Here is a 14,308-nt window from a genome sequence, read left to right as displayed (position 1 = left end):
AAGGGTGACAGGCTCACGCCCGGATGCGCAGACCGCGCGGGGTCGCGATGAACCCGCTCTCCTCCAGGAGAGGGCCGAAGGGCGATGTGAGGGCCGCCGCGCCGTTGATCCGTTCCACCGTGACCGTGCCGAGGGAGCCGGCCTTCGCCGCTGCGGCGAGCGCCTGGGTGGCGGCCCGCAGACGGGCGTCGTCGGCGGGCGGGCCGTCGGGGTCGGCGGGCCACAGCAGGAGTGTCTTGCCGCCGCGCTCCATGTAGAGCGCCGGTTCGCCCTCGACGAGCACCACCAGGGATCCCGCCTTGCGGCCGGGTTTGTGCGTGGCACCGGCCGGCGGCTCGGGCCAGGCGAGGGCCGCGCCGTAGGCGTTCGCCGGATCGGCAGCGGCCAGGACGACGGCCGGCGGTCCGGGCGCCGGGCGGTCGTGACGGCCGGCGAAGCCGGTGCCCCACCCGCCGCGCGGGCCGCCGAAGCCGCCGGGCGTGCCGCCCCCGCGTGGACCGCCGGCGCCCGGTTCGGCGTGGTCGCGGGGGGAGATGTAGTCACCCCGGGAGGGCGACCGGCCCAGGCGGTCGGGATCCGCGAGAACATCGTCGAAGAGGTCGGGAGTGCCGCCGCCCCCGTCACCGCCGGACGTGAGGTCGTCGTGCCCGAAGGGGGAGCCGGCGCCCGGACCCGCGCCGCCGCCGGGCGCGGGGAGGCCTCCGGAACCGCCGGCGGGCGACTCCGCCCGTCCCGGAGCGGAGCCGTCGCCGCGCTCGCGGGCGTTCGCCACCGCGCGCAACCGGTCCACGGCGCCCTCCATGGCGAACTGCGCCGCGCCGAGCCCCTCCACGACATAGCCCCGCCGGGCCTGACCGCTCTCCTCGAACGCGGCCAGGACGCGGTACACCGCGGAGAAGCCGCCTTCGATGCCCTCCGCGGCCACCGCGCCGCGCGTGACCACCCCGTGCCGGTCCAGGAGCGTGCGGGCCAGGGCGTGGGCGCGCACCGTGCCGTCGCCCTCGCGGGCCGGGAGCAGGGCCCAGCGGCCCGCGACGGTCGGCGGGCCGGTGCGGGACACGGGGCGGGCGGCCGCCGTCAGCGAGCCGTAGCGTCCGCGCGGCACCGAGCGCCTGGCACGGTGGGCGGTGGAGCCCGCGGTCCGTCCGGAGCCCAGCAGGGAGCGCAGGGGCGCGAGCGTGTCGTTCGTCAGCCGCCCGGACCAGGCCAGCTCCCACAGGGCGTCGGCCAGCTGCGGATCGGCCACGTCCGGGTGGGTGGTGGCGCGGACCTGGTCGGCGATCTGCCGGAAGAACAGGCCGTAGCCGCCGGCCAGGATGTCCAGCACGGACTGGTGCAGCGCGGTCGGCTCCAGGGGATGCGGGGGCGGCAGGAGCAGCGGGGCCGCGTCCGCCAGATAGAGGGAGACCCAGCCGTCCTTGCCGGGCAGCGAGCCCGCTCCCGCCCACACCACCTCACCGGCGGCCGTCAGCTCGTCCAGCATCCCCGGGCGGTAGTCCGCCACCCGGGAGGGCAGGACCAGCTTCTCCAGGGCGGAGGCGGGCACGGAGGCGCCCTGCAACTGCTCGACGGCGCGGACCAGCCCGTCGACGCCGCGCAGCGCGTGCCCCTTGCCGATGTGCTGCCACTGGGGGAGGAACTGGCCGAGCGCGGCCGGCGGCACCGGCTCGAGCTCGTGCCGCAGCGCGGCCAGGGAACGGCGGCGCAGCCTGCGCAGCACCGTCGTGTCGCACCACTCCTGGCCGATGCCGGCCGGATGGAACTCGCCCTGCACGACCCGGCCCGCGGCGGCGAGCCGCTGGAGAGCGCCCTCGGTGACCGCGACGCCCAGGCCGAAGCGGGCCGCCGCGGTGACCGAGGTGAACGGGCCGTGGGTGCGCGCGTGGCGGGCGAGGAGGTCGCCGAGCGGATCCTTGACGGGCTCGGTGAACGCCTCGGGCACACCCACGGGCAGCGCGGTGCCCAGCGCGTCGCGCAGCCGGCCCGCGTCCTCGACCGCCGCCCAGTGGTCGGCGCCGGCGATACGCACCTTGATCGCTCGGCGGGCGGCGGCCAGCTCCCGGGCCCACTGCGGCTCGGCGCCCCGCTCGGCCAGCTCGGCGTCGGTGAGCGGGCCCAGCATCCGCAGCCGGTCCGCGACGCCCTCCGGGTCCTTGACGCGGCGGTCCTCCGTGAGCCACTGCAGCTCGCGCTCCAGCTCGGTGAGCACCTCCGCGTCGAGCAGCTCGCGCAGCTCCGCCTGGCCCAGCAGTTCGGCCAGCAGCCGCGAGTCCAGGGACAGGGCGGCGGCACGGCGCTCGGCGAGCGGCGAGTCCCCCTCGTACAGGAACTGGGCGACGTAGCCGAAGAGCAGGGAGCGGGCGAACGGCGACGGCTCCGGAGTGGTGACCTCGACAAGGCGCACCCGGCGGGCCTCCAGGTCGCCCATCAGCTCGGCCAGGCCGGGCACGTCGAAGACATCCTGGAGGCACTCGCGGACCGCCTCCAGGACGATGGGGAACGAGCCGTACTCGCTCGCCACCTCCAGCAACTGGGCGGCGCGCTGGCGCTGCTGCCACAGCGGGGTCCTCCTGCCGGGGCTGCGGCGCGGCAGCAGCAGCGCGCGGGCCGCGCACTCGCGAAAACGCGACGCGAACAGGGCCGAACCGCCCACCTGGTCGGTGACGATCCGCTCGACCTCGCCCTTGTCGAAGACGACATCGCCCGCGCCGACGGGCGCCTGCTCGGCGTCATACTCCAGTCCGGGCTTCGAGGGGTCCTGGTCGAGGAAGTCCAGGCCCATCAGATCGGCGTCCGGCAGACGCAGCACGATCCCGTCGTCGGCGTGCATGACCTGGGCGTCCATGCCGTACCGCTCGGACAGGCGGGCCCCGAGGGCGAGCGCCCAGGGGGCGTGGACCTGGGCGCCGAAGGGGGAGTGGACGACGACCCGCCAGTCGCCCAGCTCGTCCCGGAAGCGTTCCACCACGACGGTGCGGTCGTCGGGGACGTGTCCGCAGGCCTCGCGCTGCTCGTCGAGGTACGCCAGCACATTGTCCGCGGCCCAGGCGTCCAGACCCGCGGTGACCAGGCGGAGCCGGGCGTCCTCCGTGGAGAGCGAGCCGACCTCGCGCACGAACGCGCCCAGCGCGCGGCCCAGCTCCAGCGGGCGGCCCAACTGGTCGCCCTTCCAGAACGGCAGCCTGCCCGGCACGCCCGGAGCGGGGGAGACCAGGACCCGGTCGCGCGTGATGTCCTCGATCCGCCACGAGCTGGTGCCGAGCGTGAAGACATCCCCCACCCGGGACTCGTACACCATCTCCTCGTCCAGCTCGCCGACCCGGCCGCCGCCCTTCTTCGGATCGGCACCGGCGAGGAAGACCCCGAAGAGCCCGCGGTCGGGGATGGTGCCCCCGGAGGTGACCGCGAGGCGCTGCGCCCCCGGCCGTCCGGTGACCGTGCCCGCGACCCGGTCCCACACCACGCGCGGGCGCAGCTCGGCGAAGGCGTCGGACGGATAGCGGCCCGCGAGCATGTCCAGGACGGCGGTGAAGGCCGACTCCGGGAGCGAGGCGAAGGGCGCGGCGCGGCGCACGGTGGCGAGGAGGTCGTCGACCTGCCAGGTGTCCAGCGCGGTCATCGCCACGAGCTGCTGGGCCAGGACGTTCCAGCGGATTGGCGGGGACTCTGAGGGCCTCGATGGCCCCGCTGCGCATCCGCTCGGTGACCACGGCCGCCTGCACCAGGTCGCCGCGGTACTTCGGGAAGACCACGCCCGTGGAGACCGCGCCGACCTGGTGTCCCGCGCGGCCGACGCGCTGGAGGCCGGAGGCGACGGAGGGCGGTGACTCGACCTGGACGACCAGGTCGACGGCGCCCATGTCGATGCCCAGCTCCAGGCTGGAGGTGGCCACCACGGCGGGCAGGCGGCCCGCCTTGAGGTCCTCCTCCACAAGGGCGCGCTGCTCCTTGGAGACCGAGCCGTGGTGGGCGCGGGCGATCACGGCGGGGGCGCCCCGGGCGGCTCCCGAGCCCCCCATGAGTTCCGCCGGGGAGTGGTGCTCGTCCAGTGGCTCGCCGGTCGCCCGCTCGTACGCGATCTCATTGAGCCTGTTGCACAGGCGCTCCGCCAGGCGCCGGGAGTTCGCGAAGACGATCGTGGAGCGGTGCGACTGGACCAGGTCGGTGATCCGCTCCTCGACGTGCGGCCAGATCGACGGGCGCTCCGCGCCCTCGTTGCCGTCCGTGACCGGGGAGCCGCCCAGCTCGCCCAGATCCTCGACCGGGACGACGACGGACAGGTCGAACTCCTTGCCCGAGTCCGGCTGGACGATCTCCACCCTGCCGCGAGGGGCGAGGAACCGGGCGACCTCGTCCACCGGCCGGACCGTCGCCGACAGGCCGATGCGGCGGGCCGGCCGCGGCAGCAGCTCGTCCAGCCGCTCCAGGGTGAGCGCCAGATGGGCGCCGCGCTTGGTGCCCGCGACCGCGTGCACCTCGTCCAGGATCACCGTCTCGATGCCGGTCAGCGCGTCGCGCGTGGCCGAGGTCAGCATCAGGAACAGGGACTCAGGAGTGGTGATCAGGATGTCCGGCGGACGGGTGGCCAGGGCGCGGCGCTCGGCGGCCGGGGTGTCACCGGAGCGGATGCCGACCTTGATCTCGGGCTCGGGCAGCCCGAGGCGCACCGACTCCTGGCGGATGCCGGTGAGCGGGCTGCGCAGATTGCGCTCGACATCGACGGCCAGGGCCTTGAGCGGGGAGACGTACAGGACGCGGCAGCGCTTCCTGGGCTCGGCGGGCGGGGGCGTCGAGGCCAGCTGGTCCAGGGCGGCGAGGAAGGCGGCCAGCGTCTTGCCGGAGCCGGTGGGGGCGACCACCAGCACGTCCGAACCCTCCGAGATGGCCTGCCACGCGCCCGCCTGGGCGGCGGTGGGCGCGGAGAAGGCCCCCGTGAACCAACCGCGGGTCGCGGGGGAGAAGCCGTCCAGGGCTCGGTGTGCGGAGCTGACCATGGATCCATCGTGCACCCGAGCACTGACAATCGGCCCGAACCGGGGCGGCGGGCCCGCTTCGGCCGTCGGCGGAGGTGGCGGGCGGTTGACGCAGAATGGGGGCATGGCGGGAGCGGACGAGCGGGCACGGCACTGGCGCTACGCGGAGCTGCCCGATGTCGATCTGCTGCGCGCCCGGTATGTACGGAAGACCTTCGTACGCCACACGCACGAGCACTTCGTCATCGCCGCCATCGCCGACGGCGCGGAGGTCTTCCACCACGGCGGGGGCGACCAGTACGCGGGGGCGGGATCGCTCGCCCTGATCAACCCGGACACCCCGCACACCGGGCGGGCCGGGGTGCCGCAGGGGTGGCGGTACGGGGCCGTCTATCCGGCCCCCGAGCTGGTGGCGGGGATCGCGGCGGAGACGACCACGCTGCGCGGAACGCCCGGATTCGTGCGGCCGGTGCTAGACGATCCGTACACGGTCGAGCTGGTGCACCGCGTGCTGCGGGCCGCCGACGAGGGCAACGCGCTGGCCGCCGACACCCTGCTGCGGGTGGCCGTGACCCGGCTGCTCCGGCTGAACGGCGGCCCGCTGCCGCGTCGGGAGGTGCGCACGGCCGGGGCCCGGACCGCGGCACGCGCGCGTGCCGTGCTGGAGGAGCGGATGACCGACCCACCGAGCCTGGAGCGGCTCGCCCGGGAACTCGGCAGCAGCCCGTTCGCGCTGCTGCGGGCCTTCCGGGAGGCCTACGGAATGCCGCCCCACACCTGGCTGACGGATGCCCGGGTGCGCCGCGCGCGGCGGCTGCTCGACACCGGGACCTCACCGGCCGAGGCCGCCCTCGCCGTGGGGTTCACCGACCAGCCGCACCTGAACCGGCACTTCGCGCGGATCGTGGGCGTGCCGCCCGGCGCGTACCAGCGGGAGCGCAAGAACGTACAAGACGCGCGGCGGCGGCTGCTCCTACCGTCCGAGGTGTGAGAGAACAGACAGCCCTTCCCGGCCCGGACGTTGTCGGGGGCAAGCCGGACGCCGCCGTCGTACGGGACGCCCTGGGGGTCGGAGTCGCCGTCGGACTGTCCGGGTTCGCCTTCGGGGTGACCTCGGCCGGCAGCGGACTGACCCTGGCGCAGACGTGTGCCCTGAGCCTCCTGGTGTTCACCGGCGCGTCCCAGTTCGCGCTCGTGGGCGCGCTCGCGGCGGGCGGCAATCCGCTCACCGCGGCGGCGGGCGCCTTCTTCCTGGGGGTGCGCAACGCCTTCTACGCGCTGCGGCTGTCGCAGTTGCTGGCCCTCCCGCGCGCGGTGCGGCCGTTCGCAGCGCAGTGGGTGATCGACGAGACGACGGCCGTGGCCCTTGCCCAGCCCACCCGGCGCGGCGTGCGGATCGGGTTCACCGTCACCGGACTCACCCTGTACGTGCTGTGGAACCTCACCACGCTGCTCGGCGCGCTGGGCGCGGCGGCCATCGGGGACACCGACGCCTGGGGGCTCGACGCGGCCGGACCCGCGGTCTTCCTGGCGTTGCTCGCGCCCATGCTGAGGACCACCACCGAGCGCGCGGTCGCCGCCCTGGCCGTCCTGCTGGGGCTCGGCCTGCTGCCCGTGCTGCCCGCCGGTGTGCCCGTCCTGGTGGCCGGGCTGGCGGCGCCGTTCGTCCTGTGGGCGCGCGGACACCGCGCGGGAGGGGCCGAGGAGGACCGTGCCGGGGCTGCCGGGGGCAGTGCGGACACCGGGAGCACCGAGGACAGTGGGGACCACGAGGGGCCCGCGCGGGAGGGAGAGCGTTGAACGTCTGGATCGCGATCGGCGCGACCGCGGTGGGCTGCTACGTCGTCAAGCTCGCCGGGCTGCTCGTGCCCGCGGGCGCCCTGGAACGGCCCCTGGTCCGGCGGCTCGCCGCCCTGCTGCCCGTCGCCCTCCTCGCGGCGCTCACCGCCCAGCAGACCTTCGCCGACGGGCACGCGCTCGTGCTGGACGCGAGGGCCGCGGGTGTCGCCGCGGCCGCCGTGACACTGTTGCTGCGCGCGCCGTTCCTGCTCGTCGTCGCGGCGGCCGTGCTGGTGACCGCGGGGGTGCGGGCCATGGGCGGGTGAGCCGGGGCAGCGGGGTGGGCGTGGTCCGGACGGGCCGCGTCAGTCGAGGAGGCGGCCGTACGCGCGCAGCGTGCACAGCGCATCGAGTGTCACGGCGGGGCGGCCCTCGAGCGCCGGTGCGGGTGCCCAGCGATGCCGGTGGCGGACCGGCCAGCCGCCGTCGTCCTGCTGCTGCGCCGCGAGGAAGTCGAGTGAGCGGGCCATCTCGTCCTCCGTGAACCACACCCGCGCGAGGGAGCGCGGGTTTCCCGCGTAGTCGTGCGGGAAGTGGTGTTCGCCCGGGGCGTCGCCGGCAAGGACCGGATACGCGTCGAGGTCGTCCGGGTCCAGCACCGCCAGGCGCCGCTCGCGCACCAGGCGGCCCAGCCGGCCGGCCGCCGCCTGCGCGCGCGGGCGGTCGGGAGCGGAGTCCAGGAACGCGACCGCCGCCTCCACCTCGTACGGCTGCGCGGCGTCCAGCGACTCGGCCGCCTGCCAGCAGAAGTCCGTGGCGCGGAACAGCCAGGCGTGCCACACCTCGTTGCGGTGCAGCAGGCCGACCACCGGACCGGTGGCGAGCAGTTCACCGGGAGGGTCGCCCACGACCGGCAGGAAGGGCGCGGCCGGGTACCCGTGCTGACTCGGATGGACCGTCGGCAGGGCACCGTCCGGGGTGGACACGGACGTGAGATAGCGGCACATCCGTTCCACGCGCTGTCCGCCGCAGCGTCCGACGGCGTCCAGGACGCGCAGGGCGCGCGCGGTGTGCAGCGGCCCGCTGACCGGGCCGCGCAGATCGGGCTCCAGCGCGTGACCGTACCCGCCGTCCTCGTTGAGGTAGGCGTCCAGCGCGGTCTCCACCGGGTCGGCACCGCCGCCGCGGAAGTGGTGGGCGAAAAGACGCCGCTCCAGCACGCGCGCGGTGAGCCACACGAAGCGCTCCGCGCGCGCGAGGGGGGAGCGCGCCGGCGGAGTCGGCGGGGGCGGGGGCGTCGGGGAGAGTGGGGAAGCTCCGGGTTCGGCCATGGGTCCGACCGTAGGGCGCGGAGCGGTCCCGGCACCCGGTCCCGGCGCGGGGCCCACTCTCAGGGGCGGGATACTGGGGTCATGCGGTTGACGGTCTTCTGGGAGCGGATGACGGATCACTTCGGTCCGGGGTACGCCGACACCTTCGCGCGCGACCATGTGATGGCGGAGCTGGGCGGACGTACGGTGCACGAGGCGCTGGACGCCGGCTGGGACGCCAAGGACGTGTGGCGGGTGGTCTGCACCGTCATGAACGTGCCCCAGGAGCAGCGGTGACGATTCACGAAGATCACCGGATGGGGCTCTGCCCGTGGTGGCGTAGGCGAGACTTGGCCCGTGGCATCCACTGACGAGACCGGGCAGGCCGCCCGGCACACATCCCCGACCGGTACGACGCCGCCCACCGACCCCCCGGCCGACGGCGCCGCGGCGCCGGGCGCCCGCATGCCCCCCTGGCTGCCGCGCGCCATGGTGCTGGCGCTCGCGCTCGTCGCCGCCTTCCAGCTGGGCAGCTGGGCCTTCCACCAGCTCACCGGTCTGCTGATCAATGCCCTCATCGCGTTCTTCCTGGCCCTCGCCGTCGAACCCGCGGTGAGCTGGATGGCCACCCGCGGCATGCGCCGGGGGCTGGCCACCTTCCTCGTCTTCCTCGCCGTGCTGATAGCCGCCGCGGGGTTCGTCACGCTGCTCGGTTCCATGCTCGCGGGCCAGATCGTCAAGATGGTCGAGGATTTCCCGGACTACCTCGACTCCGTCATCAACTGGGTCAACGGCCACTTCCACACCGAGCTGAGACGGGTCGACATCCAGGAGGGCCTGCTCCGCTCCGACTGGCTGCGCAACTACGTGCAGAACAGCGCCACGGGTGTCCTGGACGTGTCGGCCCAGGTCCTCGGCGGCCTCTTCCAACTGCTGACGATCATGCTGTTCTCGTTCTACTTCGCAGCCGACGGCCCCCGGCTGCGGCGCGGGCTCTGCTCCGTCCTGCCGCCCGCCCGGCAGGCCGAGGTCCTGCGCGCGTGGGAGATCGCCGTCGACAAGACCGGTGGCTACCTGTACTCGCGCGGTCTGATGGCGCTGGTCTCCGGCATAGCGCACTACATCCTGCTGGAAGTCCTGGAGGTGCCCTACGCCCCCGCGCTCGCCGTGTGGGTGGGCCTGGTGTCGCAGTTCATCCCCACCATCGGCACCTATCTCGCGGGCGCCCTGCCCATGCTGATCGCCTTCACGGTCAACCCCTGGTACGCGGTGTGGGTCCTGGGCTTCGTGGTGATCTACCAGCAGTTCGAGAACTACATGCTGCAGCCCAAGCTGACGTCCAAGACCGTGGACATCCACCCGGCGGTCGCCTTCGGCTCGGTCATCGCGGGCACCGCCCTGCTCGGCGCCGTCGGCGCGCTGATCGCCATCCCGGCGGTCGCCACGCTTCAGGCGTTCCTCGGGGCGTACATCAAGCGCTACGACGTCACCGACGACCCGCGCGTCCAAGGGCGCAGCAGCCGCAGCCGCAGGCCCGAGCCCGGGACGCGTACGAGCGTGCGCACACTCGCGCGGGTGCGCAGACTGTGGACCGGGCGTCCGGAGCAGACGGCCCCCGGGACGGAAGGGGCGGAAGGCGCCGGCTCCGTCTGAGGGCGCGGTCCCGAGGGCGGCCCGGCGCACGTGACTCTCGCGGGTGCCGCGTGGTGCGCTTGACACGAAAATCGAACATCCATTCTGATGGAGACTTCGGCAAGGGCCCGTGACGGGTGATTCGACTTGGTTCGGGCGGACAAGTGCCCGAGTTATCCACAGGCCGGACCCGCATCGGGACGCGTTGTCAGTGGCAGGCAGTAGCGTCTTTGACGTGAAGCGATCGAATCAAGCAAACCGGGTGGAACCCATGGCAGGAACCGACCGCGAGAAGGCCCTGGACGCCGCGCTCGCACAGATTGAACGGCAGTTCGGCAAGGGCGCGGTCATGCGCATGGGCGACCGGCCGAACGAGCCCATCGAGGTCATCCCGACCGGGTCGACCGCGCTCGACGTCGCCCTCGGCGTCGGCGGCCTCCCGCGCGGCCGTGTCGTGGAGGTCTACGGCCCCGAGTCCTCGGGCAAGACGACCCTGACCCTGCACGCGGTGGCGAACGCGCAGAAGGCCGGCGGCCAGGTCGCGTTCGTCGACGCCGAGCACGCCCTCGACCCCGAGTACGCGAAGAAGCTCGGCGTCGACATCGACAACCTGATCCTCTCCCAGCCGGACAACGGCGAGCAGGCCCTGGAAATCGTGGACATGCTGGTCCGCTCCGGCGCCCTCGACCTCATCGTCATCGACTCCGTCGCCGCGCTCGTCCCGCGCGCGGAGATCGAGGGCGAGATGGGCGACAGCCACGTGGGTCTGCAGGCCCGCCTGATGAGCCAGGCCCTGCGGAAGATCACCAGCGCGCTCAACCAGTCCAAGACCACCGCGATCTTCATCAACCAGCTCCGCGAGAAGATCGGCGTGATGTTCGGCTCCCCGGAGACCACGACCGGTGGCCGGGCGCTGAAGTTCTACGCCTCCGTGCGCATCGACATCCGCCGCATCGAGACGCTCAAGGACGGCACGGACGCGGTCGGCAACCGCACCCGCTGCAAGGTCGTCAAGAACAAGGTCGCTCCCCCCTTCAAGCAGGCCGAGTTCGACATCCTCTACGGCCATGGCATCAGCCGCGAGGGCGGCCTGATCGACATGGGCGTGGAGCACGGCTTCGTCCGCAAGGCCGGCGCCTGGTACACGTACGAGGGCGACCAGCTCGGCCAGGGCAAGGAGAACGCGCGCAATTTCCTGAAGGACAACCCCGACCTGGCCAACGAGATCGAGAAGAAGATCAAGGAGAAGCTGGGCGTCGGAGTGCGTCCCGAGGAGCCGGCCACCGGGCCGGGCGCGGACGCCGCCGTCTCCGCCGCCACGACCGACGCCGCACCGGCGGTGCCCGCCCCCGCGACCGCCAAGGCCACCAAGTCCAAGGCCGCGGCAGCCAAGAGCTGACCCGTGACACGACGAACCGACTGGGCCGAGTACACCTACCCGGATGCCGCCTCGCGGGAGCGCGAGCGGGGGAGACCGGGTGACGACGGCTCCGTCGGCACGGACGAGGGCGCGTACGGGGCGGCCGGCCCCCTCGCGCCGTACGGTGCCGAGGACGCGTACGACGCCGGCCCACCCGATGAGGGCGAGGCGCGTCGCGATGACGGCGGGGCGCGTCGCGGGAGCGGCCGGGGCCGGGGCGCGGGCGGCGCGCGGGGGCGCCGGCGGCGCGAACGCGCGGAGCCGTCCGCCGAGGACGGAGGCACCCCCTCCTCGTCGAGGGCCGAGAAGGGGGAGCCTCCGCGGGACCCGGTCGAGCAGGCGCGGGCGATCTGTCTGCGCCTGCTCACCGGGACCCCGCGCACCCGCAGACAGCTCGCCGACGCCCTGCGCAAGCGGGAGATCCCCGACGAGGCCGCCGAGGAGGTGCTGTCCAGGTTCGAGGAGGTCGGCCTGATCAACGACGGCGCCTTCGCGGAAGCCTGGGTGGAGTCCCGGCACCACGGCCGCGGGCTGGCCCGGCGCGCCCTCGCCAGGGAACTGCGGACCAAGGGCGTCGAGTCCGCGCTCATCGACGCGGCGGTCTCCCGGCTGGACTCAGAGCAGGAGGAGGAGACCGCGCGCGAGCTGGTCGCCCGCAAGCTGCGCGCCACCCGGGGCCTCGACCGCGACAAGAGGCTGCGCCGCCTCGCCGGCATGCTGGCCCGCAAGGGATACCCCGAGGGCACGGCCCTGCGGGTGGTCCGCCAGGCGCTGGAGGAAGAGGGCGAGGACACCGAATTCCTCGGCGACGAGGGGTTCTGACCCGGCGTCGCACCGAGCGCTCCCCACGGCGGGGAAGGGCACCCGGACCGGCGATCCGGCGCCCGTCCGAGGGGTGGCGATCGCGCACGATTACCTTGCGTTCCCGGAAGGGTGAACACCTTCCGTACGGCTGTACCGTCTGCGCCGTCGCGTGGCTGCCCGAGCCGCGGTCACCGCGCGCATTCGCCGCCCCGGATCTCCGGCGGCGAGCGAACTCGCACGGACCTCTCCAGCACGCCCGGAAAGGCGGCCCACCCATGCCCACGCCCGCACGCCACCGAAGAACGACCCAGATACAGATATGGCTTCTGGGCGCCGGACTGCTTCTGAGTGGCTGCGGCCTCTACCCGTCCGACTCGGGTTCCACGAACGACGGTCCGCTCACCCTCGGGTTCGTCAACGGGGGCGACAGCCAGTTCCACACCTGCCTCCAGCGGTCCGTGGAGATCGCCGCCAAGAACAACTTCGCGCGGCTGGTCACCGCCAACTCCAAGCAGGACGCCGCGACGGAGTTGACCAACATCGAGGACATGATCGCGCGCGAGGTCGACGCGATCATCCTCCAGACCGTCAACACGGACGCCCTGAAGAGCGCCGTCGAGAAGGCCAAGAGCGCGGGCATCCCCGTCTTCCTGACCTCGGTGAGCGCCGACCCCGACGACATCCTGGGCGCGGTTGTCGTCGACCTGAAGGCCGTCGGGCAACTGGACGCCCAGTGGATCACCGACGACGCGGCGGGCCGTGACGTACAGGTCGGTGTCATCGCGGGCGCACCGGGCGCCGCCTCCGACCTGCTCGTCGGCGGCTTCACCGACGCCCTTCCGGCCAACGCCGAGGTGGTCGCCAACCAGCCCGGCATGTTCGACGCCAAGAAGGCGGGCAAGGTCGCGGACACCATGGCCCGAGCCCACCCCGACCTGGACTACGCCTTCGTCGCCAACGAGCAGATGGCCTTCGCCGCCCGCAAGTCCTTCGACGCGGCCGGAGCCGACAAGGTCAGGATCGTGACGGTCAACGGCACCGACGAGGCCCTCGCCGCGCTGAAGGACGGACGGTTCTCCGCGACGGTCTCCAACTCGGCCGGGAACACCGGTGAACTGGCCGTCCGCAACACCATCGCCCTGCTGCGCGGCAGACAGGCGAAGAAGATCGACAACACGCCGATCCGCCTGGTCACCGAGCGCAACGCGGACACGGCACCGCTGTACTGCCCCGCCGACTACTGAGCCGGACGGCCGGTTCCGAGCCGGCCTCGGGCTACGGAGCGGTCACCGGCAGTCCCGCCGCCCGCCAGGCCTGGAAGCCGCCGACCAGATCGGTGGCCCGGTGCAGGCCCAGGCGGTGCAGGGACTCCGCCGCCAGGCTGGAGGCGTAACCCTCGTCGCACACCACGACGACGCGCACGTCATGGCCCGTGGCCTCGGGAAGACGGTGACTGCCCTGCGGATCCAGACGCCACTCGAGTTCGTTGCGCTCGACCACCAGGGCACCGGGAATCACGCCGTCCCGCTCGCGCAGGGCGGCGTACCGGATGTCCACCAGCAGTGCCGCGCCGGTCTCGGCGGCGTCGTACGCCTCGCGCGGTGCGATCCGCCGGTACCCGCCGCGCACCCGCTCCAGCAGCGCGTCGATTCCGGTCGGTTCGCTCACTGCCAGTCCTCGGGGCGCTCGACCTGCTCCAGACGCAGGGTCTGCCCGCTGCGGCTGTAGCGGCGGATCCGCGGCAGGGGCGGGTAGTAGGCGTGTACGGAGACGGCGTGCACGTCGGCCGACTCGTTGAGCACCTCGTGCACATGGTGCCGGCCGAAGGCGCGCCCCTTCCCGGCGGGCAGCCGGCGTTCCCGGTCCACGTCCTCGGTGAGTTCCAGGGTCTTCCAGCCGTCGGTGGGCAGACGGGCGGCGAGCGCGTTCTCCTTCAGCTCGCCCGCGGCGGTCACGAAGGCGCCCACGGAGTCGGCGTGGTCGTGCCAGCCGGTGCCGGTCCCGGGCGGCCAGCCGATCAGCCAGGCCTCGCTGCCCGCCGGTCCCTCCAGCCGGACCCAGGTACGGCCCTCGGGGTCGAGCGGCAGGGAGGCGATCAGTTCGGCGTCGGCGGCCGTACGCCGTGCGAAGTCGAGGAGTTCGGCCTGCGTGGGAGCGGGCGTGGCCGCGGCGGAAGAGGAGGCGGGGGCGGGGGAGGAGACAGACACGGGTACCGTCCTGGGGTTTCGCGAGGGAGCGCGCGGCGGCACACCGGTGCGGCACGCGCGAAGTGGAAAGCGATGCGAAGTCAGCAGGACGGACGACACACGCAGCCCGCATAGCGGATGAGGTCCACATGGACCCTCCGCCACAGGCGCACACAGGTGTCGGTCACGATCCGGAGTAGACCA

At 73.6% G+C, this 14,308-nt stretch carries 12 protein-coding genes and 1 pseudogene; 8 read left to right on the top strand and 5 right to left on the bottom strand.

Translation table 11 applies throughout. The annotated features are described in order from the left end of the window. Nucleotides 1–13: 13 nt before the first annotated feature. A pseudogene (locus AC4IHM_RS08135) lies at nucleotides 14–4,994 on the bottom strand (ATP-dependent helicase). Between the two features lie 103 nt (nucleotides 4,995–5,097). Between AC4IHM_RS08135 and AC4IHM_RS08130 the strand changes: the two are divergent. From AC4IHM_RS08130 to AC4IHM_RS08120, 3 genes are read left to right on the top strand one after another with little or no spacing between them, the layout of a single operon-like run. Further along, complete coding sequence (locus AC4IHM_RS08130; protein ID WP_490866414.1) at nucleotides 5,098–5,964, top strand: AraC family transcriptional regulator; 867 nt, start codon at nucleotides 5,098–5,100, stop codon at nucleotides 5,962–5,964. Next, complete coding sequence (locus AC4IHM_RS08125; RefSeq protein WP_490866413.1) at nucleotides 5,961–6,773, top strand: AzlC family ABC transporter permease; 813 nt, start codon at nucleotides 5,961–5,963, stop codon at nucleotides 6,771–6,773. The genes AC4IHM_RS08130 and AC4IHM_RS08125 overlap by 4 nt, the downstream gene beginning before the upstream one ends. After that, nucleotides 6,770–7,078: an AzlD domain-containing protein gene (locus AC4IHM_RS08120; protein ID WP_490866412.1), complete on the top strand. Its 309-nt coding sequence runs from the start codon at nucleotides 6,770–6,772 to the stop codon at nucleotides 7,076–7,078. The genes AC4IHM_RS08125 and AC4IHM_RS08120 overlap by 4 nt, the downstream gene beginning before the upstream one ends. A 39-nt stretch (nucleotides 7,079–7,117) precedes the next feature. Here AC4IHM_RS08120 and AC4IHM_RS08115 read toward each other — a convergent pair whose 3' ends face one another. Beyond that, nucleotides 7,118–8,083 (bottom strand): hypothetical protein, encoded by a 966-nt coding sequence (locus AC4IHM_RS08115; RefSeq protein ID WP_490866411.1) that lies wholly within the window; start codon nucleotides 8,081–8,083, stop codon nucleotides 7,118–7,120. Between the two features lie 81 nt (nucleotides 8,084–8,164). Between AC4IHM_RS08115 and AC4IHM_RS08110 the strand changes: the two genes are divergently transcribed. From AC4IHM_RS08110 to AC4IHM_RS08090, 5 genes are all read left to right on the top strand, one after another. Further along, nucleotides 8,165–8,359 carry a DUF3046 domain-containing protein gene (locus AC4IHM_RS08110; protein WP_210962767.1) on the top strand — a complete coding sequence of 65 codons (195 nt, stop codon included), beginning with the start codon at nucleotides 8,165–8,167 and terminating at the stop codon, nucleotides 8,357–8,359. A gap of 60 nt (nucleotides 8,360–8,419) precedes the next feature. Further along, nucleotides 8,420–9,715, top strand: coding sequence for an AI-2E family transporter (locus AC4IHM_RS08105; protein WP_490866410.1), 1,296 nt, complete (start codon nucleotides 8,420–8,422; stop codon nucleotides 9,713–9,715). A 250-nt stretch (nucleotides 9,716–9,965) separates the two neighbouring features. Continuing rightward, complete coding sequence (gene recA / locus AC4IHM_RS08100; protein ID WP_490866409.1) at nucleotides 9,966–11,093, top strand: recombinase RecA; 1,128 nt, start codon at nucleotides 9,966–9,968, stop codon at nucleotides 11,091–11,093. 3 nt (nucleotides 11,094–11,096) lie between these two features. After that, nucleotides 11,097–11,936: a recombination regulator RecX gene (gene recX / locus AC4IHM_RS08095; RefSeq protein ID WP_490866408.1), complete on the top strand. Its 840-nt coding sequence runs from the start codon at nucleotides 11,097–11,099 to the stop codon at nucleotides 11,934–11,936. A gap of 257 nt (nucleotides 11,937–12,193) precedes the next feature. Continuing rightward, on the top strand, nucleotides 12,194–13,162 hold the full coding sequence (locus AC4IHM_RS08090) for a sugar ABC transporter substrate-binding protein (RefSeq protein ID WP_490866407.1): 969 nt from the start codon (nucleotides 12,194–12,196) through the stop codon (nucleotides 13,160–13,162). 31 nt (nucleotides 13,163–13,193) lie between these two features. On the opposite strand, the gene AC4IHM_RS08085 is transcribed toward AC4IHM_RS08090, so the two are convergent. The 3 genes from AC4IHM_RS08085 to AC4IHM_RS08075 form a co-directional block, all read right to left on the bottom strand. Then, complete coding sequence (locus tag AC4IHM_RS08085) at nucleotides 13,194–13,586, bottom strand: rhodanese-like domain-containing protein (protein WP_490866406.1); 393 nt, start codon at nucleotides 13,584–13,586, stop codon at nucleotides 13,194–13,196. Next, nucleotides 13,583–14,125, bottom strand: coding sequence for a cupin domain-containing protein (locus tag AC4IHM_RS08080; RefSeq protein WP_490866405.1), 543 nt, complete (start codon nucleotides 14,123–14,125; stop codon nucleotides 13,583–13,585). The genes AC4IHM_RS08085 and AC4IHM_RS08080 overlap by 4 nt, the downstream gene beginning before the upstream one ends. Before the next feature lie 80 nt (nucleotides 14,126–14,205). Beyond that, nucleotides 14,206–14,277 carry a putative leader peptide gene (locus AC4IHM_RS08075; RefSeq protein ID WP_372455820.1) on the bottom strand — a complete coding sequence of 24 codons (72 nt, stop codon included), beginning with the start codon at nucleotides 14,275–14,277 and terminating at the stop codon, nucleotides 14,206–14,208. Nucleotides 14,278–14,308 lie beyond the last annotated feature (31 nt).

It is taken from the genome of Streptomyces sp. SL06 (assembly GCF_058244745.1).
This window is presented reverse-complemented; position numbering and strand designations above follow the sequence as displayed.

Coding starts and splice junctions, on each gene's coding strand:
- AC4IHM_RS08130 (WP_490866414.1), top strand. CDS start 5,098: ATGGCGGGAGCGGACGAGCGGGCACGGCACTGGCGCTACGCGGAGCTG.
- AC4IHM_RS08115 (WP_490866411.1), bottom strand. CDS start 8,083: ATGGCCGAACCCGGAGCTTCCCCACTCTCCCCGACGCCCCCGCCCCCG.
- AC4IHM_RS08110 (WP_210962767.1), top strand. CDS start 8,165: ATGCGGTTGACGGTCTTCTGGGAGCGGATGACGGATCACTTCGGTCCG.
- recA (WP_490866409.1), top strand. CDS start 9,966: ATGGCAGGAACCGACCGCGAGAAGGCCCTGGACGCCGCGCTCGCACAG.
- AC4IHM_RS08090 (WP_490866407.1), top strand. CDS start 12,194: ATGCCCACGCCCGCACGCCACCGAAGAACGACCCAGATACAGATATGG.